The organism is Neisseria sp. P0009.S010 (assembly GCF_051958545.1).
GTDB lineage: Bacteria > Pseudomonadota > Gammaproteobacteria > Burkholderiales > Neisseriaceae > Neisseria > Neisseria subflava_A.
This window is the reverse complement of the sequence record NZ_JBQCVH010000002.1, coordinates 263299-287341: the sequence shown is the minus strand read 5'-3', so window position 1 is coordinate 287341 and position 24043 is coordinate 263299. Positions and strand designations below refer to the sequence as shown.

At 50.5% G+C, this 24043-nt stretch carries 24 protein-coding genes; 12 read left to right on the top strand and 12 right to left on the bottom strand.

What is annotated here, in order from left to right; all coding sequences use genetic code 11:
• Nucleotides 1-604: 604 nt before the first annotated feature.
• Together mnmE and ACTHSN_RS03125 are read right to left on the bottom strand one after the other, a co-directional pair.
• Nucleotides 605-1969: a tRNA uridine-5-carboxymethylaminomethyl(34) synthesis GTPase MnmE gene (mnmE, locus tag ACTHSN_RS03130; protein WP_107792232.1), complete on the bottom strand. Its 1365-nt coding sequence runs from the start codon at nucleotides 1967-1969 to the stop codon at nucleotides 605-607.
• Between the two features lie 125 nt (nucleotides 1970-2094).
• Complete coding sequence (locus ACTHSN_RS03125) at nucleotides 2095-2325, bottom strand: helix-turn-helix domain-containing protein (RefSeq protein WP_049344313.1); 231 nt, start codon at nucleotides 2323-2325, stop codon at nucleotides 2095-2097.
• A gap of 102 nt (nucleotides 2326-2427) precedes the next feature.
• Here ACTHSN_RS03125 and ACTHSN_RS03120 point away from each other — a divergent pair, with 102 nt between their 5' ends.
• A complete protein-coding gene (locus ACTHSN_RS03120; RefSeq protein WP_107769106.1) occupies nucleotides 2428-2883 on the top strand; it encodes a PH domain-containing protein in 456 nt (151 codons plus the stop codon).
• 237 nt (nucleotides 2884-3120) lie between these two features.
• Here ACTHSN_RS03120 and ACTHSN_RS03115 read toward each other — a convergent pair whose 3' ends face one another.
• The gene (locus ACTHSN_RS03115; RefSeq protein ID WP_107769107.1) at nucleotides 3121-3777 is read right to left on the bottom strand and encodes an NAD(P)-dependent oxidoreductase; all 657 of its coding nucleotides are present in this window, start codon (nucleotides 3775-3777) and stop codon (nucleotides 3121-3123) included.
• A 120-nt stretch (nucleotides 3778-3897) separates the two neighbouring features.
• On the opposite strand from ACTHSN_RS03115, the gene ACTHSN_RS03110 reads away from it, so the two are divergent.
• The 4 genes from ACTHSN_RS03110 to ubiG all read left to right on the top strand — a co-directional run bounded on the left by ACTHSN_RS03110 (nucleotide 3898) and on the right by ubiG (nucleotide 6935).
• Nucleotides 3898-4788, top strand: a complete 891-nt coding sequence (locus ACTHSN_RS03110) for a LysR family transcriptional regulator (protein WP_440365066.1) — start codon at nucleotides 3898-3900, stop codon at nucleotides 4786-4788.
• The gene (locus tag ACTHSN_RS03105) at nucleotides 4785-5057 is read left to right on the top strand and encodes a GIY-YIG nuclease family protein (RefSeq protein WP_440365065.1); all 273 of its coding nucleotides are present in this window, start codon (nucleotides 4785-4787) and stop codon (nucleotides 5055-5057) included. Before ACTHSN_RS03110 ends, ACTHSN_RS03105 begins: the two co-directional genes overlap by 4 nt.
• 468 nt (nucleotides 5058-5525) lie before the next feature.
• On the top strand, nucleotides 5526-6059 hold the full coding sequence (locus ACTHSN_RS03100) for a c-type cytochrome (protein ID WP_440365064.1): 534 nt from the start codon (nucleotides 5526-5528) through the stop codon (nucleotides 6057-6059).
• Between the two features lie 162 nt (nucleotides 6060-6221).
• Nucleotides 6222-6935 carry a bifunctional 2-polyprenyl-6-hydroxyphenol methylase/3-demethylubiquinol 3-O-methyltransferase UbiG gene (gene ubiG / locus ACTHSN_RS03095; protein ID WP_049333599.1) on the top strand — a complete coding sequence of 238 codons (714 nt, stop codon included), beginning with the start codon at nucleotides 6222-6224 and terminating at the stop codon, nucleotides 6933-6935.
• Between the two features lie 157 nt (nucleotides 6936-7092).
• Here ubiG and ACTHSN_RS03090 read toward each other — a convergent pair whose 3' ends face one another.
• Nucleotides 7093-7563 (bottom strand): CYTH domain-containing protein, encoded by a 471-nt coding sequence (locus ACTHSN_RS03090; protein ID WP_070460513.1) that lies wholly within the window; start codon nucleotides 7561-7563, stop codon nucleotides 7093-7095.
• Nucleotides 7564-7601: 38 nt separating this feature from the next.
• Nucleotides 7602-8021, bottom strand: a complete 420-nt coding sequence (locus tag ACTHSN_RS03085) for a CopD family protein (RefSeq protein ID WP_070460511.1) — start codon at nucleotides 8019-8021, stop codon at nucleotides 7602-7604.
• Between the two features lie 234 nt (nucleotides 8022-8255).
• On the opposite strand from ACTHSN_RS03085, the gene ACTHSN_RS03080 reads away from it, so the two are divergent.
• Complete coding sequence (locus ACTHSN_RS03080) at nucleotides 8256-8519, top strand: hypothetical protein (RefSeq protein ID WP_070460509.1); 264 nt, start codon at nucleotides 8256-8258, stop codon at nucleotides 8517-8519.
• Between the two features lie 356 nt (nucleotides 8520-8875).
• Here ACTHSN_RS03080 and ACTHSN_RS03075 read toward each other — a convergent pair whose 3' ends face one another.
• The 4 genes from ACTHSN_RS03075 to ACTHSN_RS03060 all read right to left on the bottom strand — a co-directional run bounded on the left by ACTHSN_RS03075 (nucleotide 8876) and on the right by ACTHSN_RS03060 (nucleotide 13347).
• The gene (locus ACTHSN_RS03075; RefSeq protein ID WP_107792231.1) at nucleotides 8876-10912 is read right to left on the bottom strand and encodes a M3 family metallopeptidase; all 2037 of its coding nucleotides are present in this window, start codon (nucleotides 10910-10912) and stop codon (nucleotides 8876-8878) included.
• Between the two features lie 121 nt (nucleotides 10913-11033).
• Nucleotides 11034-11900: a hypothetical protein gene (locus ACTHSN_RS03070; protein ID WP_219088989.1), complete on the bottom strand. Its 867-nt coding sequence runs from the start codon at nucleotides 11898-11900 to the stop codon at nucleotides 11034-11036.
• 67 nt (nucleotides 11901-11967) lie between these two features.
• Nucleotides 11968-12831, bottom strand: coding sequence for a mechanosensitive ion channel family protein (locus ACTHSN_RS03065; RefSeq protein ID WP_070460504.1), 864 nt, complete (start codon nucleotides 12829-12831; stop codon nucleotides 11968-11970).
• Between the two features lie 21 nt (nucleotides 12832-12852).
• Nucleotides 12853-13347 (bottom strand): restriction endonuclease, encoded by a 495-nt coding sequence (locus tag ACTHSN_RS03060; RefSeq protein ID WP_070460502.1) that lies wholly within the window; start codon nucleotides 13345-13347, stop codon nucleotides 12853-12855.
• Nucleotides 13348-13636: 289 nt separating this feature from the next.
• Here ACTHSN_RS03060 and ACTHSN_RS03055 point away from each other — a divergent pair, with 289 nt between their 5' ends.
• Nucleotides 13637-13972: a hypothetical protein gene (locus ACTHSN_RS03055; RefSeq protein ID WP_070460500.1), complete on the top strand. Its 336-nt coding sequence runs from the start codon at nucleotides 13637-13639 to the stop codon at nucleotides 13970-13972.
• A 242-nt stretch (nucleotides 13973-14214) separates the two neighbouring features.
• Here ACTHSN_RS03055 and dnaE read toward each other — a convergent pair whose 3' ends face one another.
• A complete protein-coding gene (gene dnaE, locus ACTHSN_RS03050; RefSeq protein ID WP_107810924.1) occupies nucleotides 14215-17649 on the bottom strand; it encodes a DNA polymerase III subunit alpha in 3435 nt (1144 codons plus the stop codon).
• 165 nt (nucleotides 17650-17814) lie between these two features.
• On the opposite strand from dnaE, the gene ACTHSN_RS03045 reads away from it, so the two are divergent.
• Nucleotides 17815-18048 (top strand): RNA-binding S4 domain-containing protein, encoded by a 234-nt coding sequence (locus ACTHSN_RS03045; RefSeq protein WP_025458008.1) that lies wholly within the window; start codon nucleotides 17815-17817, stop codon nucleotides 18046-18048.
• Entirely contained in the window at nucleotides 18026-18244 is a 219-nt protein-coding gene (locus ACTHSN_RS03040; RefSeq protein ID WP_107769117.1) for a hypothetical protein, read from the top strand. Before ACTHSN_RS03045 ends, ACTHSN_RS03040 begins: the two co-directional genes overlap by 23 nt.
• A gap of 99 nt (nucleotides 18245-18343) precedes the next feature.
• On the opposite strand, the gene ACTHSN_RS03035 is transcribed toward ACTHSN_RS03040, so the two are convergent.
• Both ACTHSN_RS03035 and yihA read right to left on the bottom strand, forming a co-directional pair.
• Entirely contained in the window at nucleotides 18344-18805 is a 462-nt protein-coding gene (locus tag ACTHSN_RS03035) for a PepSY domain-containing protein (RefSeq protein ID WP_225905463.1), read from the bottom strand.
• A 343-nt stretch (nucleotides 18806-19148) separates the two neighbouring features.
• Nucleotides 19149-19790: a ribosome biogenesis GTP-binding protein YihA/YsxC gene (gene yihA / locus ACTHSN_RS03030; RefSeq protein ID WP_049336942.1), complete on the bottom strand. Its 642-nt coding sequence runs from the start codon at nucleotides 19788-19790 to the stop codon at nucleotides 19149-19151.
• Nucleotides 19791-20005: 215 nt separating this feature from the next.
• On the opposite strand from yihA, the gene ACTHSN_RS03025 reads away from it, so the two are divergent.
• The 3 genes from ACTHSN_RS03025 (at nucleotide 20006) to ccsB (ending at nucleotide 24030) form a co-directional block, all read left to right on the top strand.
• Entirely contained in the window at nucleotides 20006-20629 is a 624-nt protein-coding gene (locus ACTHSN_RS03025; protein ID WP_003684518.1) for a c-type cytochrome, read from the top strand.
• 268 nt (nucleotides 20630-20897) lie between these two features.
• Nucleotides 20898-22850, top strand: a complete 1953-nt coding sequence (locus ACTHSN_RS03020) for a cytochrome c biogenesis protein ResB (protein WP_440365077.1) — start codon at nucleotides 20898-20900, stop codon at nucleotides 22848-22850.
• On the top strand, nucleotides 22843-24030 hold the full coding sequence (ccsB, locus tag ACTHSN_RS03015) for a c-type cytochrome biogenesis protein CcsB (protein ID WP_440365063.1): 1188 nt from the start codon (nucleotides 22843-22845) through the stop codon (nucleotides 24028-24030). Before ACTHSN_RS03020 ends, ccsB begins: the two co-directional genes overlap by 8 nt.
• The last annotated feature ends 13 nt before the right edge of the window (nucleotides 24031-24043 follow it).

Genomic DNA, 24043 nt, shown 5'->3' with positions numbered 1-24043 from the left:
GCAGATGCCGGCGAAAAAATGTGTATGTTGTTAAATAACATTTTGTATCTATGAAAAAGGACTACTTAAAATGGCACATTTAATAACGCTTGCCGTCGCTTCTTTAATCGGTATGTCGGGGATACCGGCCTCCGCACTCGGCGTCGCCTACAATATTGAAACGGTAGTACACAAATAATTCAATTATAAACGAATTGATTACAATACTTCAGAAAACGCAACTTAGGCCGTTTTTCGGCCGACAGACAAGAAAGTGAGACAAACAATGAAAACTTTAATTAAACTGGCAGCAGCCTCTTTAATCGGTATGTCCGGCCTGACCGTCGGCGCAACCAATATCGCCCACAATATGGCTGATGCCGACAAATAAAAAATACACAACACACCCTTAAATACACAGAAAAGAGTTAAAATGAAAACATTAATCAAATTGGCTGCGGCTTCTTTGATCGGCATGTCCGGTTTGACAGTTGGCGCAACCAAAATCGCAAAAAATATGGCAGAAGCTGCCAATAAATAAACGCAAGTGAAATTAAGCTTGTTTTGGTGATAAAAAAGGCCGTCTGAACATTCAGACGGCCTTTGTATTTGATGGCAAACCGTTTTATTTGCCGATACAGAAGCGCGAGAAAATCACGCCCAGCAAATCGTCGGCGGTAAATTCGCCTGTGATTTCGCTGCACGCGTTTTGGGCGAGGCGCAGGTGTTCGGCGAAAAGCTCGATTTGGTTGTTGTCGCAGAGGGCGGCGTTTTCCAGCTCGGCTTCGGCTTCGTGCAGGGCGTTGAGGTGGCGGCTGCGGGCGAGGAACAGGCTTTCGCTTTCGCCCTGCCAGCCGACTTCCTGCAACAGCGCGTGTTTGAGTAAGTCAAGACCCGCGCCGGTTTTGGCGGACAGGCTGATGACACTTTCCGCGCCGGTTTGCGCGAGGCCGTCTGAACGGACGGCGACAGGTTCGCCGGTCAGGTCGGCTTTGTTGTGGATTTCGATTTTTTTCAAACCTTCGGGCAGGCTGTTCAAAATGGCTTGGGTTTTGGCGTTCAAGCCTTCGCGCGGGTCAATCAGAATCAGGGCGACATCGGCTTCGGAGACGGCTTTGCGGCTGCGCTCGATGCCGATTTGTTCGACCACGTCGTCGGTTTCGCGCAGACCGGCGGTGTCGATGATGTGGACGGGCACGCCGTCGAGGGTGATTTGTTCGCGCACGGTGTCGCGGGTGGTGCCGGCGATGTCGGTTACGATGGCGATGTCGTCGCCAGCCAAGGCGTTGAGCAGGCTGGATTTGCCGACGTTGGGCGCGCCGACGAGGACGACGTTCATGCCTTCGCGCAAAATCGCGCCTTGTTCCGCACTGGCAAGCACGGTTTCCAGACGGCCTTGCAGGGCTTGGAGCTTGCCGCGCGCGTCGGCGGCTTCGAGAAAGTCGATGTCTTCTTCGGGGAAGTCCAGCGTGGCTTCGACCAGCATCCGCAAAGTAATAAGGTCGTCTACCAGCTCGTGTATGTGTCGGGAAAATGCGCCTTTGAGCGAACGCAACGCCATACGTGCGGCAGACTTGCTGGAGGCGTCGATGAGGTCGGCGACGCTTTCGGCTTGTGCAAGGTCGAGTTTGTTGTTGAGGAAGGCGCGTTTGGTAAATTCGCCCGGCTCCGCCATGCGCGCACCCAGTTCGAGGCAGCGCGAGAGCAACATGTCCATCACGACGGGGCCACCGTGTCCCTGCAACTCAATCACGTCTTCGCCGGTAAAGCTGGCTGGCGCGGCGAAGTAGAGCAGGATGCCGTTGTCTATCGGCTGTCCGTCGCCGCCGAGAAAGTCGGTGTAAAGCGCGGTGCGCGGCTTGGGCGTTTTGCCGCCGCTGAGGGTTTGCGCCAAAGGCAGCAGGTTTTTGCCGGAAAGGCGGATCACGCCGACTCCACCGCGTCCGGGTGCGGTGGCGATGGCGGCGATGGTGGGTTGGGTTACGGACATGAGAACTCGCGTATAGGTAAATTTAATGTGCGTATTATAGCAAAAGGCCGTCTGAAACTTTGGGTTTTGGGGTTTCAGACGACCTTTTTAGCAGATTGGCAATGTGGGCGGACTACTTAAACGGTTCAGGTATTTTTAATTTCCAAATCATCCGGTAGTAAGTCGTGTACGGAACAGTTTAAAGCAGAAGACAGTTGATATAGTTTATCAACCGTTATGTTGACCTCCCCCCTTTCTATTCTACCCATATAGCTTCTGTCTATATCGGCAAGTAAGGCTAAGCTTTCTTGGTTGATATTGGACTGTTTGCGGATTTCTCGGATTTTTATACCTATCAAAACACTGATTTTACTCATGAGATTTGTCTTCACAAATCTCAAAATATCCAATTTTGACGCCTATTTATCCACGGATTATAATCCGTATTTTTGGAAAATACCTAATGTGGAGAATGTTAAATGACAAGTTATATTGAAAGCTCTTTAGGGCGAGGTGAACGTATTGTTTATAAAGCGCAAGTATCGTGGTTTTCCCAATTCTGGAGGATTTTTTTCGGTATCCTGCTGTTGATGTGGGTAATCGGTATCGTATTTATAGTGTTCGCGGTATTGAATGTAATGACAACCGAGCTTGCTTTAACTAACAAAAGGGTTATCGCTAAGTTTGGCTTTATCCGCCGGCAAACAATTGAGATAAATATCAACCGTATCGAAAGTATTTCGGTAAATCAAGGTTTTTGGGGCAGGATTTTCAATTATGGCTCCGTAGTGGTCAGAGGGACGGGCGGCAGTCATGCTCCGATTCCTTATATCGCACGACCAATGGAGTTCCGTCAACAATTCAATGATTTTATAGATAACGAAATTGGTGGTGGCTCGAAAAATCAAATTGAATTAAAACCGCCTGCCGTTTGAGGTGGGTGGAAACGGTGGTTTTTGTTTTATATAGCCCAATTACTTTATTTTCGATACGCAATACCTATTGCCGTCATTTCCGCGCAGGTGGGACTGACGAGGTTGGAAGCCTTGAAATATCGGAAGTTAGTTATGTTTGCTATAGCAAAATTGTAATTAAATATTTATTTCTATCAATCCGAATATGAAAAGGCCGTCTGAAACTTTGGGTTTCAGACGGCCTTTAAATTAAGATGATTAAACGGCGGCGACAGTAAAGCGTTCAAACAAATGCGCTTTGTTTTCCGCATCGTCGGCGATGGCGACTGCCAAATCGGCCACGCTGATGCCTGCCGGAATTTCACCGTCCATCAGCAAATCGTCTTTGCCCAAGCGGTATTTGCCGGTTTTGTCTTCGCTGAAACCGCCGTCCGCGCCCAGTCGTGCCGGAGGGGAAACGAAAGACCAGTTCACATCGCGGCGCGGCAGGAGTTCTGCCAAGAGATGGCGTGCGGCATTGGCGCCGTCGAAAATTTCTTTCGGGAAGTCGGGCGTATCGATAACTTGCAAACCGGGTGCCACATACAGGCTGCCCGCGCCGCCGACGAGCAATAAATAAGGCACTTGCGCTGCTTTTGCTGCTTCGACAATGCTGTTTGCGCCGTGTGTGAAATCCGCGCCGATGTTGGGATTGGTCCAGCCCGGGTTGAACGCGCTGACTACGGCATCAAAACCGGCCAGTTTGTCGGCAAAATCGGCTGCATTGACATCTGCGGAGACTGCGGCAACATTTTGCGCTTGGAACACTTTGTCTGTGTTGCGGGCGAAAGCGGTTACTTTATGACCGCGGCCTGCTAATTCTTGAACGACTGCGTTGCCGACATAACCTGTTGCACCGATAACTGCGATTTTCATATTTAACTCCTTGTGGGGATGTGATTGATTAGATGAGTGCATTGTAAGGCCGTCTGAAATGCTTGATAATCCCTGATTTACTGTTATTATTGTGAAGTTAAACTAAACAATTATTTCTAAATGCAAGACATCAAACCCCTGCTTGTTTTCGCTACTGTCCTCGAACATGGCAGCATGAATGCCGCCGCTGCCGCGCTGGGCATGACCCCGTCTGCTGTCAGCCAGCACATCAATCGCCTCGAAACCCTGCACGGCATCAAGCTGTTAAACCGCAGCACGCGCAGCCTTGCGCCTACCGATGCCGGCCGCGCCTTGGGCGAATACTGCCGCCGTCTCGCCGCCACCCTTGCCGATACGCGTACCGTTATCGACAATCTGAAAACCGAACCTGTCGGCGAATTGCGCATTTCCCTGACTTCTACGGTCATCGAATCCCGCGCTTTTCAGACGGCCTTTTCACGATTGCAAACCGAGTTTCCCAAAATCCGCCCCGTCCTTAATTTCAGCTATACTTTGGACGACCTGCAACACAATCAGACCGACATCGCCATACGCGGCGGCGACCGCGCTTTGGACGATCCCAATTTGGTCGCGCGCCATCTCGTGACTTGGCCGTACATCATTTGCGCCGCGCCGGATTATCTTGACCGGCATCCGCCCATTACCCATCCCTCTCAGCTTCATGCACACCGCTGGCTGCATCTTTTACCTGTCCGCACGACCTTGCAAAATGGTGAAGAAAGCTATTTCCTCGACATCGCCGACAGCATTGCCTGTACGCATCTTGCCGCCGTGTGCAATCTGACCGAAAGTGGTTTCGGTTTGTCTTTGCAGATGTGCGGCGAAGTAAGGGAGAAAATTGCACAAGGCCGTCTGAAAGCGGTTTTGCCTGAATGGACATTACCACCGGTCAGCCTTTATTTGGTAACGCCTTATCGTGTGCAGTCTGCCAAAACCGAGGCTGCCGTGCGCATTTTTACCGAGAGTTTTGCCAAGGAAGGGAATTTATGAACGCGGAAAATTGGAGCGTTTACCTGATTTTGTGCGAAAACGGCGCGTTTTATTGCGGCATCAGCAACCGTCCGCAAGAGCGGTTTGCGGCGCATTTGTCAGGAAACGGCGCGAAATACACGCGGTTGAACAAGCCTGTCGAGATGCGCATTGTTTCAGACGGCCTGAGCAAAAGTGAAGCGCTGAAACGGGAACTCGGCATTAAGAAATTGACGGCAGAGCAGAAGCGGGGATTGTGGGCGGAAGCTGAAACATTGGCAAAAGGTTAATGGCGGCAATAGATTAAATTGTAGTCGGGATATGAATAACCACATAAATAGGTAAGCCTGCTGGTGTCTTTTGCATGGCCAAGCGGCAAATGTTTATTAACATGATTCAAAAAGGCCGTCTGAAACCTGATCGGGGTTCAGACGGCCTTTTTGGGATAAGAGGTGTTTTAATGCTTATTGTATTATCTGGAAAGTTTGTAAAAAGTTGAATTTAAAAAGAAACTTTAAAAATTGGTAGATAACTGTTTGAACAATATAATGAAAATTATTACGTTAAATGACAAATGGGCGTAAATTTCTATCTGAGTAGAGGTGTGGTGTCAATATGTTTTTCCTGTTTTTGTGACAAAATCTGATTTATACCAATATTTATTATAGTCTAGGTCGAACGGATTAGTTTCTATGCTAGAATTTTTAAGCTGTTTATATAAAACAGTGATTTAAACTAAAACTAAGGAAAGACAGAACATGAACAAATTACTGATTGCCGTAATGATGATGGCTGGTTTGACAGCTTGTTCCCAAGAGGCTAAACAGGAGACTCAAGAGGCTGCTCAAGCCGTTGCATCTGAAGTTAAAAACGAAGTTGCTTCTGCTGCTGATACTGCTGCGTCTGCCGCTCAAGAGGCTGCCGATAAAGCCGAAGTCGCTGCCAGCAAAGCAGAGGAAGCCGCTAAACCTGAAGAAGCTGCCAAGCCTGAAGAGAAAGCCGAAGCGCCTGCCGCTGAGGCCAAGCCTGCTGAATCCGCCAAAGTGGACGGCAAAGCTGTTTTTGAAGCGAACTGTAAAGCATGTCACAGCGGCTTGATTCCCGGCGCTCCGGCCGTAGGCAAAAAAGAAGACTGGGCGCCTCGCATTAAACAAGGCAAAGACACCTTGTACAAACACGCCCTCGAAGGCTTCAATTCCATGCCTGCCAAAGGCGGCAACGGCAGCTTAAGCGACGACGAAGTGAAAGCCGCAGTTGACTACATGGCCAACGAATCCGGCGCTAAATTCTAAATCATGCAGATTGAAACGCACCTTGCCACAAGGTGCGTTTTTTATGGGCAGACGGGTGAAAGTTGAAATAGGGCCGATAAACAGGCAAAGGCCGTCTGAAACATTTTATTTTGAAGCACAATCGGCTAAAATCAGGCGAATTATTTTATGCAGGAGCAAACCATGAGCAATCAACACGACAACGTAGATGCCGGCGAAATCGCCAAGTTCAGCCAAATCGCCGATAAATGGTGGGATAAAAACGGCGAATTCAAGCCCCTGCATGACATCAACCCCTTACGCCTCGACTATATCGACGGCTATGCCGGATTGGCAGGCAAACGCGTGCTGGATGTAGGCTGCGGCGGCGGTATTTTGTCGGAAAGCATGGCCAAACGCGGTGCAGAACACGTTACCGGCATCGATATGGCAGAAAAATCCCTGCAAACCGCCGCTGCCCATGCGGCCGCTCAACACGTTGCCAATATCGATTACCGCTGCATCCGCGTTGAAGACCTCGCCGCTGAGCAGCCGCACAGCTTCGATGTGGTAACGTGTATGGAAATGATGGAACACGTTCCCGATCCGGCCGCCATCGTTCAAGCTTGCGCGAAACTGGTCAAACCCGACGGCATGGTGTTTTTCTCCACCATCAACCGCAATCCCAAATCTTATCTGCATCTGATTGTCGGCGCGGAATATCTGTTGAAATTCGTCCCCAAAGGCACGCACGACTGGAAAAAATTCATCACGCCGGCAGAACTCGCACGCATGTGCCGCCAAGCCGGATTGGATACCGTCGGCAGCAAGGGCATGACCTACAATTTATTGAGCGGCCGTTATTCCCTGTGCGATTCGACCGAAGTCAATTACATGGTGGCCTGCCGTCCGGCGTAAGGTTCAACTGATAAAACACACGGGCTTGCCCAATATTTGAAACAGTATGCCGAAAGCAGCTTGATTCAAATATCGGTAAGGCAAATCAGGCCGTCTGAAAAGAAAAAAGGCATGTGCGATACATGCCTTTTTTGTATGTGCAGAGAGGTTGTCACTCTTATTCCGTCCAAGACGAATACGGATGTTTGCTCAAATACGCATTGGTGAATTTACCGTCTGCCGTGATTTCCTTGCCCAGCCAAGACGGTTTGGGAAACTCGGTATCTTCAGACGGCAATTCGATTTCCGCCACAATCAATGGTGCATTGTCGCCGAAATATTCGTCGATTTCATACACAAAGCCTTTAAATTCGACCCGATAGCGGTATTTTTCCATTTTAAACGGGCACATGTCCGCCATCATCGCCTGCGCGTGAGCCAGCGGAATTTCGTATTCAAACTCGCTGCGCGTCATGTCGGAAATATAGCCTTTCAGGGTCAGCCAGGCTTGCGAACCGATAATCCGCACGCGGATGGTGCACTCTTTTTCCACGCTCAGATAGCCCTGTTGCAACACCAGCGGCTCGCTTGCCGCTTCGCGCCAACTGTCATCCGCCAGCAAAAAGCGGCGTTCGATTTCGACCGTCATGAATTCTTTCCTTATTTACCAAACAGGCCGTCTGAAGATTAAAACGGCTTGAAAACCACCATATAAAGCGCGGCCACCATCATCAATACGGGGAGTTCGTTGAATACCCGATACCAGCGGTGCGAATACACATTGCTGCCGTTCTGGAAACGGCGCAGCAGCAGGCCGCAATAAAGCTGGTAGGCCAAGAGCAGCAGGCCGCACAATAATTTAACCGCCAGCCAGCCGTTGCCCCACCAATTGTTTACAAACCCGATGGCCGCGCCAAATATCAGTGTTCCCCAGCCCAAAGGCGACATAAAGCGGTACAGCCGCCGCGACATATCCGTCAGCCGTACATATTCCACGCTGCCGGGTTCCAATTGTGCCAGATTCACATAAATCCGCGGCAGATAAAACAGTCCCGCAAACCAAGAAATCACAAAAAACGCATGCAGCAGCTTAAACCACAAATACATTTCAGACGGCCTCAACACCTAAAACCGTTATTTTATCCGCAATGCGGCCTGAGCCAAAACAAAATAGTCAAAACAATCCGACAGGGTGCGTCGCAACAATGTGTTGTAGGCATGATTTTACCCAAAAACCAAATTGTAAATTTCGCAATAATATGCAAGTTGGGATATGCACGATGCAAAAAACTTGTTAAAATCCTATGCTATTTAATTATAAAAACATTATGGACGGAAAACATGAAACAATTCGAAATCAGCAACAGCGTCAGGAAAGCGCTTAGCAACTACCTAAATACGCACAATCTAAACCTCAAAGCCGCCATGGACAACGAAACAACCAATGGCGAAGTCGCGGCCATCGTTCACGCAGGATTGCCGGCGATGATTCGGAAAATCTATTCTTTGGAAAAAATGAAAACCTTTTTCTGGACGAAAAAAGATTTGATGATGGAATTTATCAATATGCGCTTGGACGCCGGCGATAAAAAGGGTAAAAACTAATTTTAGCGATGGGAGGGGGAGATAGAAGTTTGAAATCTGGACTTCTGTTTTCTCGAAAATCTTGTTAGGGACAGGGTGTACTTATTGTTCCTAATAAGTTTTGACAACCGAAAGGCCGTCTGAAATTCAAATGATAGGGCATGGGAACATGCCCTGTTTTTATGGGCGGCTTGTCCGCATTGGGAAAATATTGAGCTTGGCAATCGTTGCGGCGTTCTGCGCTGAGTGGTTTTATCGGCTGAATATTTTTATTATTTGTTTTGCTGAACATATTGAATGGATTATAAAAAGGCCGTCTGAAACATTTCAGACGGCCTTTGGTGTTGAATCAGCAATTAAAACGGCGGATTTTCAAATCAAGCTGCGTTGTCGAAACCGCTGTGGCGGAGCAGGGCATCCAGGCTTGGTTCGCGGCCGCGGAAGGCTTTGAAGGATTCGGCTGCACTGCGCGAACCGCCGACGGCCAGTATTTCTTTCCAGAAGCGGCGGCCGGTTTCGGCCACATCGTCGCTTTCTTCAAACGCTGCGTAAGCGTCTGCACTCAAAACTTCCGCCCATGCGTAGCTGTAATAGCCTGCGGAGTAGCCGCCGGCGAAGATGTGGCTGAAGCTCAAGGCAAAGCGGTTGTATGCCGGCGGTTGGGTCACGGCGACTTCTTGACGCACTTTGTCCAAGATTTGCGGCCATTCTTTCAGACGGCCTTCATCTTCCTGATGATAGATTTCCATGTCGAAGAGGGCAAATTCCATTTGACGGACGAGGAACATACCGCGTTGGAAGTTTTTGGCCGCGTGCATTTTGTTGAACAGCTCTTTCGGCAATACCGCGCCGGTTTCTTCGTGCGAGGACATTTGCGCCAATACGTCGTATTCCCAAACGAAGTTTTCCATGAATTGGCTAGGCAGCTCGACCGCGTCCCATTCGACGCCGTTGATGCCGGATACGCCCACTTCGTCAACTTGGGTCAACAAGTGGTGCAGGCCGTGGCCGGTTTCGTGGAAGAGGGTGATGATTTCGTCGTGGCTCAAACGCGCCTCTTTGTCGCCGACCGGCGGGGTAAAGTTGCAGACGAGGTAGGCAGTCGGCAGTTGCAGCGTACCGTCGGCGAAACGGCGGCGGCTTTTGTAGCCGTCCATCCATGCGCCGCCGCGTTTGCCTTCGCGTGCGTACAAGTCCATGTAAATGCCGCCGATGGTTTGGCCGTCTTGTTTCAGCTCGAAATAGCGCACGTCTTTGTGCCAAACGGGGACGGTTTTTTCAGCCAGCTCGATGCCGTAGAGTTTTTTGATTTGGGCAAACAGGCCTGCCAATACTTTGCTGATAGGGAAGTATTTTTTCACTTCGGTTTCGCTGAAGGCGTATTTGGCTTGGCGCAGTTTTTCGGCGGCGTAGCTCAAATCCCAAGATTGCGGATCTTCGATATTCAGGCTCTCGCGTGCAAAGGCTTTGATTTCGGCAAAGTCTTTTTCGGCAAATGGTTTTGCGCGGCGGGCAAGGTCGTGCAGGAAGTTTAGAACCTGTTCGGGCGTATCCGCCATTTTGGTTGCCAGTGACAGCTCGGCGTAGGTTTTGAAGCCGAGCAGTTTGGCGGTTTTCAGCGCGTTTGCAAGCGTTTGTTCGACGTTGGCCGTGTTGTCGAATTTGCCTTCGTCAGACAATTCGCTGGCACGGGTAACGTAGGCGCGGTAGATTTGTTCGCGCAATTCGCGGTTGTCGGCGTATTGGATAACGGCGAGGTAGTGCGGAATCTGCAGGCCGATTTTGTAGCCTGTTTTGCCTTCGCTTTGCGCGGCGGCGGCAAACATGGCGATGGAGTCTTCAGGAATGCCGGCAAGCGGCGCGGCATCGTCAAAGTAAATGCCGAAAGCGTCGGTCGCGTCTTGGACGTTTTGTGCGAATTTGGCACCCAGTTGCGCGCCTTCGGTTTGCAGTTGCGCCAGTTCTGCCTGCTGTTCGGGCGGTAATTCGGCACCGCTGAGGACGAAATCGCGCAAGTCGTGGTTGAGCTTGGTTTGCTGCGCAGGGGAGAGGGTGTCGAATTCGGCAGAATTTTTGATGATTTTGAAGCGGTTGTACAACTCGATGTCTTGACCGATTTCGGTAAAGAAAATGGTGATTTCAGGCATCAATTCGTTGTATACGGCACGCAGCTCGGGCGTATCGACCACGGAATTGAGATGGGAAACCACGCTCCAAATGCGGCCGACGCGTTCGGTAATGTCAGTCAGTTTTTCGACGGTGTTGGCCCAGTCGGTGTGCGTTTGCGCTTTGATGGCGGCGATTTGTTCGCGTGCTTCGGCAATGGCGGTTTGCAGGGCGGGTTTGATGTCTTCGGTTTTGATTTGGTCGAAACGGGGTTCTTCGCCCAAGTGGAGCAGGACGTTGTCGCTCATATGGTTTCTCCTGAATAAGATGGATTCAGACGGCCTTGTGGCCGTCTGAAAAGAAAACGATAGGCGTTATATGGTGGCAGACAGATAGAATTAAAGTGTCTTGTCTGCCTGTCGGCCAATTTTATTCTGCGCCGCGCGGATTGGCGTGCAATGGCGCAGCCAGTTCGAGGCGCATTGGTGTGCCTTTCGGGGCAAATACGGCATTGGCAACATTGGTTTGCAGGGATTCGGCAAACGAGCCGCGATACACTTTTGCACCTTGGTGGGTCAGGTTGGATTGTACATCGACGTACACTTCGCCGCCGATTTGACGCCAGAGGTGGCAGAAGGTGTAATCTTCGGACAGGTAGCGTTTGCTTTTCGGATCAACCATGCAGTCGAAGAAGCGGTAGTGTAGGCCTTTGTCTTCTCTGTTGTAGTCACTGTCGGAGATGTAGTTCAACTCGGGGTAGGCTGCCATCATTTTTTCAAATACGCTGCGCTTGATAACCATAAAGCCGGTTGGCGCGTCATGGACTTTCATAAAACCGTCTTCATCGACTTTCAGTACGATTTCACCGTTTTCATTTTTTTCGCTGGTGTTGACGGTATAAGAAGTGTACATGCGCTCGAAGTCGGCTTGAGTCGTGCCGGCCGGAACACCTTCTTCAGGCCAGTTGTCGCGTTTGAGCGGGTAAATGCCTGCCACAACGTCTTTGTCGGCCAAAAGCAGACGGTAGAATGAATCGGGAGAGAAGCCGATGTCGGAGTCAATCCAAAATAAATGCGTCCATTCTTTGTTTTCTAAGAATGTGGCCACGCAGTTGTTGCGCGCGCGCGTAATCAGGCTTTCGCCGCGCTGCATCATCACTTGAAGCGGTAGGCCGTGTGCGGCATTGGTGTGGACGATGTTCAGAAGTGAGAGGGTGTAGTTGTGGAAATATTTGCCGTCATGGCTGGGGGTCATGATTACAGGGTACATTTCGGCAAGGGCTGATTCGGGCAACATGAGTTTTCCTTATTGTTGATTATAAATTTGGGTATTGTAAGTGATTTGATAGTATATATAAACTGGACTATTTTAATTTATTGATTAATTGGCATTGCGTGCGTAAGAATTCGTCCAAAACCGCCTGTTGGATTTCCAAGCGTTTGGCTACGGGCGAGGCAAAGCGCACGATGATGTTATACACCTTGTCATCATGTGGCACACGGGATACACGCGGCTGGGCGGCGGGCGTGATAAACAATTTTTGGGTTTGCACGTTTTCCAAATGCTGCTTGATGGCAGGGACATAAGGCTCGCACAATGGCTCAAGAACATCTTTCAGACGGCCGATGATTTCGTCCGAATCCAAATGAATCGGTACGGGAATTTCCACCGTATGAATTACATAATCGCCCAAAATATTGTCGCGGCGCACGGTGTGGCTCAGAAGCAGGCTGTTGGGAAACGAGAGTGTTTTGCCGGAAAGCTGGCCAATCAACGGATTGGGGCCGATTTGCATCATCAGCGTGTTCAGCATATTGATATCGACCACCCGTCCGCGCAGGCCGTTGATTTCGATGTAGTCGCCGATGGAATATTGTTTGGTTACCGAGCGCAGGATGCTGCCGGACAAACACATAATCAATTCTTTGGTCGCCACCACAATTGCCGCAGCTACCGCAAACATCGACAACGCCAAAGTTTGAATCTGCGCCGCCCAAATCATCGCCAGCCCGAACAAGAGCAGCAGCATGGTGATGTTGCGACTGACCACCAGCGAACGGCGTTTGTTTTCGATGCTCAAATCCGGATGGCTGCGAAAATGAGCCGAGAGCAAAATGCTGCGCCCGGCAATGACGGCCACAATCATCACCATCGACATCAAAGCCGATTTGATGATTTCTTCACTGACAGGCAAAGCATTCAGCCATTCCTGTATGGTGTTCCACATAATGCTGTTTCCTTTCCCTTTTTAGGCCGTCTGAAAACCCACGCGTTCAAAAATTTCTGCCGCACACACTTCCGATACTGCAAACAAAGTTGCCACGCTACCCAAAGCCCGTTGTGCTGCCACGCTCAAATCATCACGGCATACTTCGCCCAGCCACTCAACAGGCCGCACCAGCGACATTTTCTCATCGTCCCATTGCGGACAATGTACTGCGCCGCCTGTAATCCTGCCGATCCGATAACGGCGCAGGGCAGGCGAGTAGGTCAGTACGGCATCTCCATCGGCCAACTCGTTGGAAAACCGCCACATCTGAGCCGCACCCGATTGCGCTGTTCTCAATTTCACATCCGGCACGGCCGAACGGTAAATATCCGTCAGTTTCTCACGGCCAAAACCCTTGGCCGCCGCTTCGGCCAGCATGGGCCAGGCCAACGCCGCCACACCGCGTTCAAAAAATACATCATAAAGCGCACCTTGCGTGCTGCGAACCATATAAAGTCTGGCTTGTTTTCCCATTGCAGTACCTGTTTGTTTGAAGAACCCATCCCTTTGTTTCCATGTTACCTGTTACGGCTGAAAAATTCGATATTTTACATTGCCGGAAGGGTTTGAAGTTCTCGCTGAAAATAAATGAATTATAGATGAAAGGCCGTCTGAAAAATAAAATAGGCTTATATATCAACAGATGATATATCGTAACAATATATTAATAACTGTAAAATTTTTTACGTTTGTATCAAAAAAAGATAAAATGAAAGAATCAATCGCGAAAGATTGCTATTCACTGAACATTAGGAGAGAAAAAATGACCTGCAAAACCCACGAACATCATGACCACGTTCACGGCGCAAACTGCGGCCACACTGCCATCCAACACGAAGGCCACGTCGATTATCTGCACGACGGCCACCTGCACCATGAGCACAACGGCCACTACGACGAGCATGCTCTGAGTGTCAATAAAACCAACCCTGACGGCTGCCATCCGGTTGACACCTGCCACGGCCACATTCACGGCGAAGGTTGCGGCCACGAAGCTGTACCGCACGGCGATCACGTCGACTACATCGTCAACGGCCGTCTGCATCACCAACACGGCGATCACTGCGACGACCACGGCCCGGTTGAAATCGTTAAATAAAACTGTTTTTCAGACGGCCTTTGATATGGGGCTTCTATAGAAAAAGGGGGTGTATTTTCCCCCCCCCTTTTTTTGTGGGCTATCTTTTCCTATTAGCCAAAGTCTCTTGCAATAAACTTTTCAGATAATCTCTCTATACAATAAGGTCGTCTGAAAGCCTCAATCCGTATTTGATTTATGTTTTTAAAGCGCTTTTTAAATTAAAGGCCGTCTGAACGTGTAGTTTCAGACGGCCTTTAGTCTTACCAATTCACACGAACTGCCCTGCTGCCGAGCAATGTTTCCAGTTCGTCAAACAAGGCGGTGCTTGGCGTTACAATCCATTTGGGCGCAATTTTCAATTTACCCGATGCTTTGCCGTTGCTGTACGATAGTTGCAGCGGGATGTGCGACGTGTCGGGCAGGCGGTGTGTAGTGAGGATGGCGGCGAGGCGCGTGATGTCGTGGCCGGGGGCGAGGGCGAGGCTGAGGCTGCGGGCGTAGCGTTCGCGCGCCATTTGCAGGGTCATGACTTGGTTTGCCATGATGCGCAGTCCGTCGCCGCCGCCGTAGTCGTCGCGGCTGACTTTGGATTCGATAATCAGCACTTGGTCGGATTTGAGGTAGTCTGCGCAGTTTTCCAGCGTGTGGCCGCTGACCATGATTTCAATCTGTCCGCTCAAATCTTCGAGGCTGACGAAGGCGATTTTGCCGCGTTTGCCCATCATGGTGCGCACGGCGGTAACGAACCCGGCGAGGCGCACGCTGTCTTGCGGTTTCAGACGGCCTAATTTGGTCGGGGCGATTTGGCGGACTTCTTGGGCATAAGGGCCGAACGGGTGGCCGGAGAGGTAGAAGCCGATGACGGTTTTTTCTTCGGCGAGTTTTTCCGATTCGCTCCACATGGGGGCATCGACGAGCTGCACCGGTTCGATGGCGTCTTCCATCATGTCGAAAAGCCCGCCCTGATTGGCGTTGGCGGCTTTTTGGTCGGCGTTGTTCATGGCAAGGTCGATGTTCGCCAAGAGCATGGCGCGGTTGGGTTCGATGCTGTCGAACGCGCCGCCGCGTATCAGGGCTTCGAGGGTGCGGCGGTTCATGTGTTCTTTGCCGACGCGCTCGCAGAAGTTCAAGAGGCCGGTAAACTTGCCGCCGCTTTGCCGCGCGGCGATGATGGATTCGACGGCGGCTTCGCCCGTGCCTTTAATCGCGCCGAGTGCGTAGCGGATTTTCATGTTCGGATACGGCGTGAAGCGGTAGTCGGATTCGTTGATGTCGGGCGGCAGGAACTCGATGCCGTTGGCGCGGCAGTCGTCGTAGAAATGTTTGAGCTGGTCGGTATTGTCCAATTCAGACGACATGGTTGCCGCCATAAATTCGGCGGGATAGTGGGCTTTGAGCCATGCGGTCTGATAGGAAATCAGGGCGTAGGCGGCGGCGTGGGATTTGTTGAAACCGTAGCCGGCGAATTTTTCCATGTAGTTGAAGATTTCGTCGGATTTTTCGCGCGAAATACCTTGTTTTGCCGCGCCTTCGGCGAAGATTTCGCGGTGTTTCACCATTTCTTCAGGCTTTTTCTTACCCATGGCGCGGCGCAGCAAGTCCGCGCCGCCGAGCGAGTAACCGCCGATAATCTGCGCCGCCTGCATCACTTGTTCCTGATACACCATAATGCCGTAGGTCGGCGCGAGGATGCCTTCGAGCAGCGGATGGATGTATTGGAATTCTTGGCCTTTCATACGCGCGACGAAGTCGGGAATGTTGTCCATCGGGCCGGGACGGTAGAGCGATACGAAGGCGATGAGTTCTTCAAACTTGGTCGTATGCGCCGTTTTCAGCATTTTTTTCATGCCGGTCGACTCAAACTGGAAGACGGCGGTGGTGTTCGCATCGCGGAAGATTTGGTAGGCGGCCTGGTCGTCAAGCGGAATCTTGCCGACATCGACGATATCGCCGGTGGTGCTTTTGATGTTGTTCTGCGCCATTTCGATAATGGTCAGGTTGCGCAGACCCAAAAAGTCGAATTTCACCAAACCCACGTCTTCCACGTCGCCCTTGTCGTACATGGATACGGGCGAGGCGGATTCGTCCGCCTGATACACGGGGCTGTAATCGGAAATCTTGCCCGGCGCAATTAACACGCCACCCGCGTGCATACCCAGACCGCGCGTCAGGTCTTCCAGCTTTTTCGCCAGCGTAATCAGTTCGTCCGCTTCTTCTGCTTCAATTAATTCCTGAATTTGCGGCTCGGCCTCCATGGCTTTTTCCAAACTCAGGGGTTTGTTGGCTTCCAACGGAATCAGCTTGGACAGTTTGTCGCACAGCATAAACGGCAGTTCCAGCACGCGTCCCACGTCGCGGATGACCGCTTTGGACGACATCGTGCCGAAGGTAACAATCTGGCTGACCGCTTCCGCGCCGTATTTTTCGCGCACATATTCAATCACGCGGCCACGGTTTGCCTGACAGAAGTCAACGTCAAAGTCAGGCATGGAGACGCGTTCAGGGTTTAAGAAACGTTCAAACAGTAGCGCGTATTTGAGCGGATCAAGGTCGGTAATCTTCAATGAATACGCCACCAGCGAGCCTGCACCCGAACCACGGCCCGGCCCGACCGGACAGCCGTGCGTTTTCGCCCAGTTGATAAAGTCTTGTACAATAAGGAAATAGCCGGGGAATTCCATCTGGATGATGATGTTCAGCTCAAAATCCAAACGTTCTTGATATTCCGGCATTTTTGCCGCACGCTCCGCCTCGTCGGGATAAAGCTGAACCATGCGTTCCTGCAAACCCTCGTTGGACAGCTTCACCAAATAATCGTCCAGCGACAGACCGTCCGGAGTAGGGAAGAGCGGTAGGAAGTTTTTGCCCAATGTGATGTGCAGATTGCAGCATTTGGCAATTTCCACCGTGTTTTCCAAGGCTTCGGGCAAGTCGGCGAAACGTTCCAGCATCGTTTCCGGCGGAATGAAAAACTGGCTCGGCGTAAAATCGCGCGGACGTTTCTTGTCCGTCAGCACCCAGCCGCCTGCGATGCACACCCGCGCCTCGTGCGCGTTGAAATCGTCGCGGCTCATAAACTGAGTCGGATGCGTCGCTACCACCGGCAAATCCAATTCCTCTGCCAGTTTCACGCTGCCGGAAACGCAAGCCTCCCATTCGGGTCGTTCGGGTAGGCGTTGCAGCTCTAAATAAAACGCATCGGGAAACCATGCCGCATATTTCAACGCCGCCGCACGCGCTGCGTCTTCGTTGCTGTTCAAAAGATTCACGCCCACTTCGCCGTAATGTGCGCCACTCAAGCAAATCAAGCCGCTGTTGTCGCCGTTTTCCAGCCATTCGGGATTAAGTTCCGCATGATGGATATTGCGGTCTTTGCCGACATAGGCCTCCGTCAAAAGTTCGCTCAAGCGCAGATAGCCCGCATCGTTGCGGATAATCAGCATGGCACGAAACGGCTTGTCGGACGCATTCGGATTGCCTATCCACACATCTGCCGCGCCGATGGGCTTAATCCCTGCACCGCGGCAGGCTTTATAGAATTTCACCAAGCCGAATTCGTTCATCAAATCGCTGATGCCCAAAGCAGGTAAACCGTATTCCTGCGCTTTGGCAATCAGTTTTTTAATCCGCACCATACCGTCGGTAATCGAGAATTCGGTATGCAGGCGCAGGGGGATGTAGGTCGGCTCGGTCATGGCAAAATCGGCGTGAACAATAAAAGGCGTATTGTAGCAGGGTTGGCAGCGAAAGGCCGTCTGAAAACCAAATGTAATGAGGTTGGATAAAGCAAATAAAACAGAAGGGGGCTTTCTTTCAGACGGCCATGTTAAAATATCGCCATTATTGAAAAGGATTGAATGATGGAAGCAACCGTCTATCTTGAAGACAACGAATACATCGCTTTATGCGACCTGTTGAAATTGGCCGGTCTTGCCGAAAGCGGCGGACAGGCAAAAGCGTTTATCGCCGAAGGGCTGGTGTTGCGCAACGGCGAAACCGAAATACGTAAAACTGCCAAAATACGCGGCGGCGAAGTGATTGAGTTTGACGGTGCGCGCTTGGAAATCGCTGATGGATACGACCCTGAAGAATAAAGCCGAAGCCATCTTGGGCGAGCCGTTGTTAGACGAACCCGTCCTCCCCGAGTCATGGGAATGTTGCGGCAGCGAGTGCGGCGATGCCTGTATTCAGACAATGTATTGGGCGGAAAAAGCACGTTATGACGCGCAACGGCGGAAATTGAAAGAAGCAGGGTGGGTAGACGGCGAAGATGAGACAAAGGCCGTCTGAAAACGATTGGCTTGATGTAAATCGTGTTTTAAATAATGCTGCATTAAAGCCAATGCCGTCTGAAAGTTTCAGACAGCATTGGCTTTTTTAAAGTTTAAATTAAGATTTTGTTACCTCGGAAGTGGTTGCATTTTCAGGTGTGCCAGGTGCAGCATCGGCAGGAGCCTGATAATCTGTATTTTGCGATGAAGAGGGCTCAGCATTGTCATGTTTATGATGCTTATCATGTTTACCAAAGTGTCGTTTGTCTTGATCGTCATCTTGTGCTACTGCCAATACTTTGCCGTTTTGAGCATCAACCAAAGCTTCGTATTCAACGCCGTCTTTCAAGATTTCTACTTTGTAACGGCCGCCCAAATGTTGTTTGTATTTGTAATCGACATCTTTAACGACGCCGCCCACTTCTGCTACCGCTGCTGCGGCTGCTTGCTGGCCGGAAACCTTTGCAAACATACCTTCTTTGAAAGCCATGGTACCTGCCGCACCGGCAACGCCCAAACTTGAAGCAATAATACCGGCAATGATGAGTTTTTTTGAAATAAAAGCGTTAATGCGTTTCATGATTTTCTTTCCTACTGTGTTGTTGAACGATGAATGCATTCTATGCCTCAACAATTAGCTGAACATGAGCAAAACGCTAAGATGTGTAATGGGTTGCAATACTAAAATTAACACTTTAATAATGGAGATCGAAGCCGCGTTTTCAGACGGCCTTGCTGATATGTTGTGATGGCATATTTGGCGCAGATTGTGGTTTGCGTGTGAAAACAAAAAAAGCGTGATGAAAAAAAGGGCATGTGTGAGACATGCCCCCGGATTAAATGGTAAATGCGATGGTGAGAAACCAAATGACAGAATAAGATTTGCGGTTGGTCAACTTATCTCATTCCGCCTTGTTTTACAATCACTCAGGCGATGTTTCGCCTGCAAGATTTTCTATTTCTTCGCGATGCGCGTCAAACCATGAGCCGACCACTTGATTGACTTCGTCCATGCCTTGTTTTTTCAGGCTGGAGAACAGTTGAACGCTAATTTTTTGACGTTCGGTGTAGGGTTTGAGTGATTTTTTTACCGCCGCCAAAGTTTTAATCTGGTCGTTTTTAGACAGCTTGTCTGCTTTTGACAGCAGGATATGCACAGGACGGCCGGTGATGTGGAAAAAGTCCAGCATTTGGATGTCTAAAGCTTTGAGCGGATGGCGCGAGTCCATAATCAAAATCAGGCCGATCAGTTGGCGGCGTTGTTGCAGGTAGTCGCCCAAGAGTTTGACCCAGTGCGCACGGATGGCCTCCGGTACTTGCGCGTAGCCGTAGCCGGGCAAGTCGACCATGAAATTGCCGTTTTCCAGTTCAAAGAAATTGATGTGTTGGGTGCGGCCCGGTGTTTTGGAAACGTAGGCAAGGCGCACATGATTGGTTAAAGTATTGATGGCGCTGGATTTGCCGGCATTGCTTCGGCCGACAAAGGCAATCTCGGCTGGCGTGTCGGGCAGGTCTTTCAGATGGTTGACCGTTGTAAAGAATTTGGCGTTTTGAAAAAGGTTCATCAGGATTTCCTTACATGGAAACAAAACTGCAACATCATAATTTGTATCGGGCATTTATGTTGCAGCAGTTTGGTAATTTGAGTAGTAATTTAATGTAAACTTGGTATAGAATAGCACGTTTATAGAATTATCGGTTTTAATCGGGAAAATTCCCCGGTATTTGAGTATAAAAAAGGCATTGACGCGGTACGCAATGCTGTAATCAGGAGCACTCCATGAAACGATTGACTTTATTGGCCTTGGTATTGGCTGCCGGTGCGGTTTCCGCTGCCCCTAAAGCAGATGCTGAAAAAGGCAAACAGGTAGCGACTACTATCTGTGCGGCGTGTCACGCAGCCGATGGTAACAGCGGTATCGCAACTTATCCTAAACTGGCAGGTCAGGCTGCGGCCTACACCTACGGTCAAACCATGGCCATCAAAGACGGTACCCGTACGCACGGTGCTGCCGGCGTAATGAAACCGATGGTGATGAACTTGTCCGAACAAGACATCCGCGACGCTGCCGCCTACTATGCTAAACAACAAGGCAAACCGGGCGAAGCCAATCCTAAAGAAAACCCAGAGCTGGGCGCGAAAATCTATCGCGGCGGCCTGAGCGCTAAAAAACTGCCGGCATGTATGTCTTGCCACGGTCCTAGCGGCGCAGGTATCCCTGGCGGCGGTACTGAAATCCAAGCCTATCCTCGTCTGGGCGGCCAGCACAAAGCTTACGTTGTCGAGCAAATGAAAGCTTACCAATCCGGCCAACGCAAAAACGCCATCATGGCCGATATTGCCAACCGCCTGAGCGAAGAAGAGTTGAACGCAGTAGCCAACTTTATCCAAGGTTTGCACTAATTTCGTTTTGAAACGAGCTTATTGATACAGGCCGTCTGAAAACCCTTCAGACGGCCTTAGCCAATATAGGCCGATAAGCCTGATTGTTTTTTTCAAATAGCGACAGCAAGATTTTTACTACAATATGCAGTATTCTTCCTTTCGCATCACACGTCATTGCAGTCCGTTCCATCGGATCGGGTTGCCCCAAGCCGACATTTGAGACATGAGTAAATCTTCATCATCCGTCCCACTCATCCGCAGACCGTGGTTTGCCTTTTTCAGCTCCATGCGTTTTGCCGTCGCCCTGCTCAGCCTGTTGGGCGTGGCTTCGATTATCGGTACGGTCTTGCAGCAAAACCAGCCACAAGTCGATTATTTGGTGAAATTCGGCCCGTTTTGGTCGCAGATTTTCGGCTTTTTGGGCCTGTACGACGTATACGCCTCGGCGTGGTTCGTTGTCATCATGATGTTTTTGGTGATTTCCACCGGATTGTGCCTGATTCGCAATGTTCCGCCGTTTTTGCGCGAGATTCGTTCGTTCCGTGAAAACGCGAAGGAAAAATCGCTGGCGGCAATGCGCCATTCCATCGTTTTAGACGGACAGGTGACGCCTGAAGTCGCGCAACGATATTTGGAAGTGCAGGGCTACGGCTGCAAAACTGTTACGCGTGAAGACAGCTCGGTTTTGGTGGCGGCGAAAAAAGGCGCGATGAACAAATGGGGCTATATCTTTGCCCATGCCGCGCTTATTGTGATTTGTTTGGGCGGTTTGATAGACAGCAATATCCTGCTGAAAATCGGTATGCTTACCGGCCAAGTCGTGCCGGACAATACGGCGGTTTATGCCAAAGACTTTAAGCCCGAAAGCGTGTTGGGAGAATCCAACCTGTCGTTTAGGGGCAACGTCAATATCGCGGAAGGGCAGAGCGCGGACGTGGTGTTTCTGAATGCGGATAACGGCATGCTCGTGCAAGACTTACCGTTTTCCGTCAAATTGAAGAAATTCCATATTGATTTTTACGATACCGGTATGCCGCGTGATTTTGCTAGTGACTTGGAAGTAACGGACAAGGCGACCGGCAAAGTCAGCGAACACACCATCCGCGTCAACCATCCTTTGACGCTGCACGGTATTACAGTTTATCAGGCAAGTTTTGCCGACGGCGGCTCGGACTTGACGTTTAAAGCGTGGAATCTGGCTGATGCCGACCGCACTCCGGTCAAACTCAAAGCAACTTCCATGCGCGAGTTTCCGCTGGATTTGGGCAAGGCTTCTTATAAATTGGAATTCGACCAGTTTACTTCGATGAACGTCGAAGACATGAGCGAGCCGTCTGAAAAAGAGCAAAACCTGAAATCCGCCCTCAACGATGTTCGCTCCGTTCGTCAGGAAGGCAAAAAATACACCAACATCGGCCCGTCTATCGTTTACCGTATCCGCGACAAAGCAGGGCAGGCGGTCGAATATAAAAACTATATGTTGCCGGTAAAACAAGATGAAGACTATTTCTTCATTACCGGCACACGCAGCGGCTTGGCGCAGCAATACCGTTGGTTGCGCATTCCGATGGATAAAAACGGCCAAATCGATACCTTTATGGCTTTGCGCCAATATCTGAAAGACGATGCGGCACGCCGTAAAACTGTTGCCAATGCCGTTAAAGGCGCGCCTGCCGAAATCCGTGAGCAATTCATGGCGGCGGCGGAAAACACTTTGTCGATTTTTGCTAAAGGCGGCTATTTGGCTTTGGACGAATTTGTTACCACCAACATTCCGAAAGAGCAGCAGGAAAAAATGCAGGGCTATTTCTACGAGATGCTCTATGGCGTGATGAATGCCGCTTTGGAAGACACGATCAGCACATACAACCTGCCGGCTTGGCCGCAAGACGAAAAGCGCAACCGCTTCCTGCTGCATGCAATGGACGCGTACACCGGTTTGACCGAGTATCCTGCGCCGATGTTGCTGCAATTGGACGGCTATTCCGAAGTGCGCTCTTCCGGCCTGCAGATGACCCGTTCGCCGGGCGCATTCTTGGTGTATTTGGGTTCGGTATTGCTGGTGTTGGGCACGGTGTTTATGTTCTATATCCGTGAAAAACGTGCTTGGCTGCTGTTTTCAGACGGCCGTATCCGTTTTGCCATGTCTTCCAGCCGCAACGAACGCGACTTGCAGAAAGAATTTCCGCAACACACACGGCAATTGCAGCAGCTTGCCAAGGATTTAAACCATGAATAACAAACATCAGGCCTTGCCCGAGCATGAGCTTCTGACACACAAATCATTTATCCGAAACCTCAACCTTTTTGACTGGGCATTTGCGCTGCTGATTGCAGTCGGCGCGTTTATTGCCCAAACCCAAGCCGGTCTGCACATGGACATCTACGAAATGGTAATTTTGTGGGTGAGTGCCGGTATTGCCGTTTTTCTGGGTTGGTTTTTCAAACCGATGCGCTGGTTTATCCCTTTGGGCGTGTGCTTGGCGTATTTGGCCGTTGATTTGTATGGCGGCGACATCAAACACGCAGACGGCTTCCTGCTCAAATACCTGTTAAGCAGCCAGTCGGCGATTATGTGGCAATGCGCGTTTGTGTTCTTCGCCTTGTTTGCCTATATCGTCGGCGCGATAGCGGCGGTGCGCAAAAATGTGCCGTCCAATACGCTTTTGGGCATGGGTACCGTGTTTGCATGGGTTTCCGCGATAGCGGGCTTTGTCGGTTTGCTGGTACGCTGGCATGAAAGCTATCTGCTGCGTCCCGATGCCGGCCATATTCCGGTTTCCAACCTTTACGAAGTATTCATCTTGTTCTTGGTCATTACGGCACTGATGTACCTCTATTACGAAGGCCGTTTTGCCGTACAAAAACTGGGCGGCTTCGTGTTCAGCTTTATGGCGATTGTGGTCGGATTTGTCTTGTGGTACAGCGTTTCACGCGAGGCGCATACCATCCAGCCGCTGATCCCTGCTTTGCAGTCTTGGTGGATGAAAATCCACGTTCCGGCCAACTTTATCGGCTACGGCGCATTCTGTATTGCCGCCATGCTGGGTATTGCCGAACTGCTGGCACTCAGAAAAGAAGATGCAGGCAAAAAATCATGGCTGCCGCACTCGCAAGTCATTGAAGAAGTCATGTACAAAGCGATTGCCGTCGGTTTCCTGTTCTTCACCATTGCCACCATCCTCGGCGCATTGTGGGCAGCCGACGCGTGGGGCCGCTATTGGAGCTGGGACCCGAAAGAAACTTGGGCATTCATCGTTTGGCTGAATTACGCGGTCTGGTTGCATTTGCGGCTGGTGGCAGGCTGGCGTGGCAAAGTGTTGGCTTGGTGGGCGGTCATCGGCCTGGTCATTACCGCCTTTGCCTTTATCGGCGTGAATATGTTCTTGAGCGGCCTGCACTCTTACGGCACTTTGTAAACCGCTTATTCCG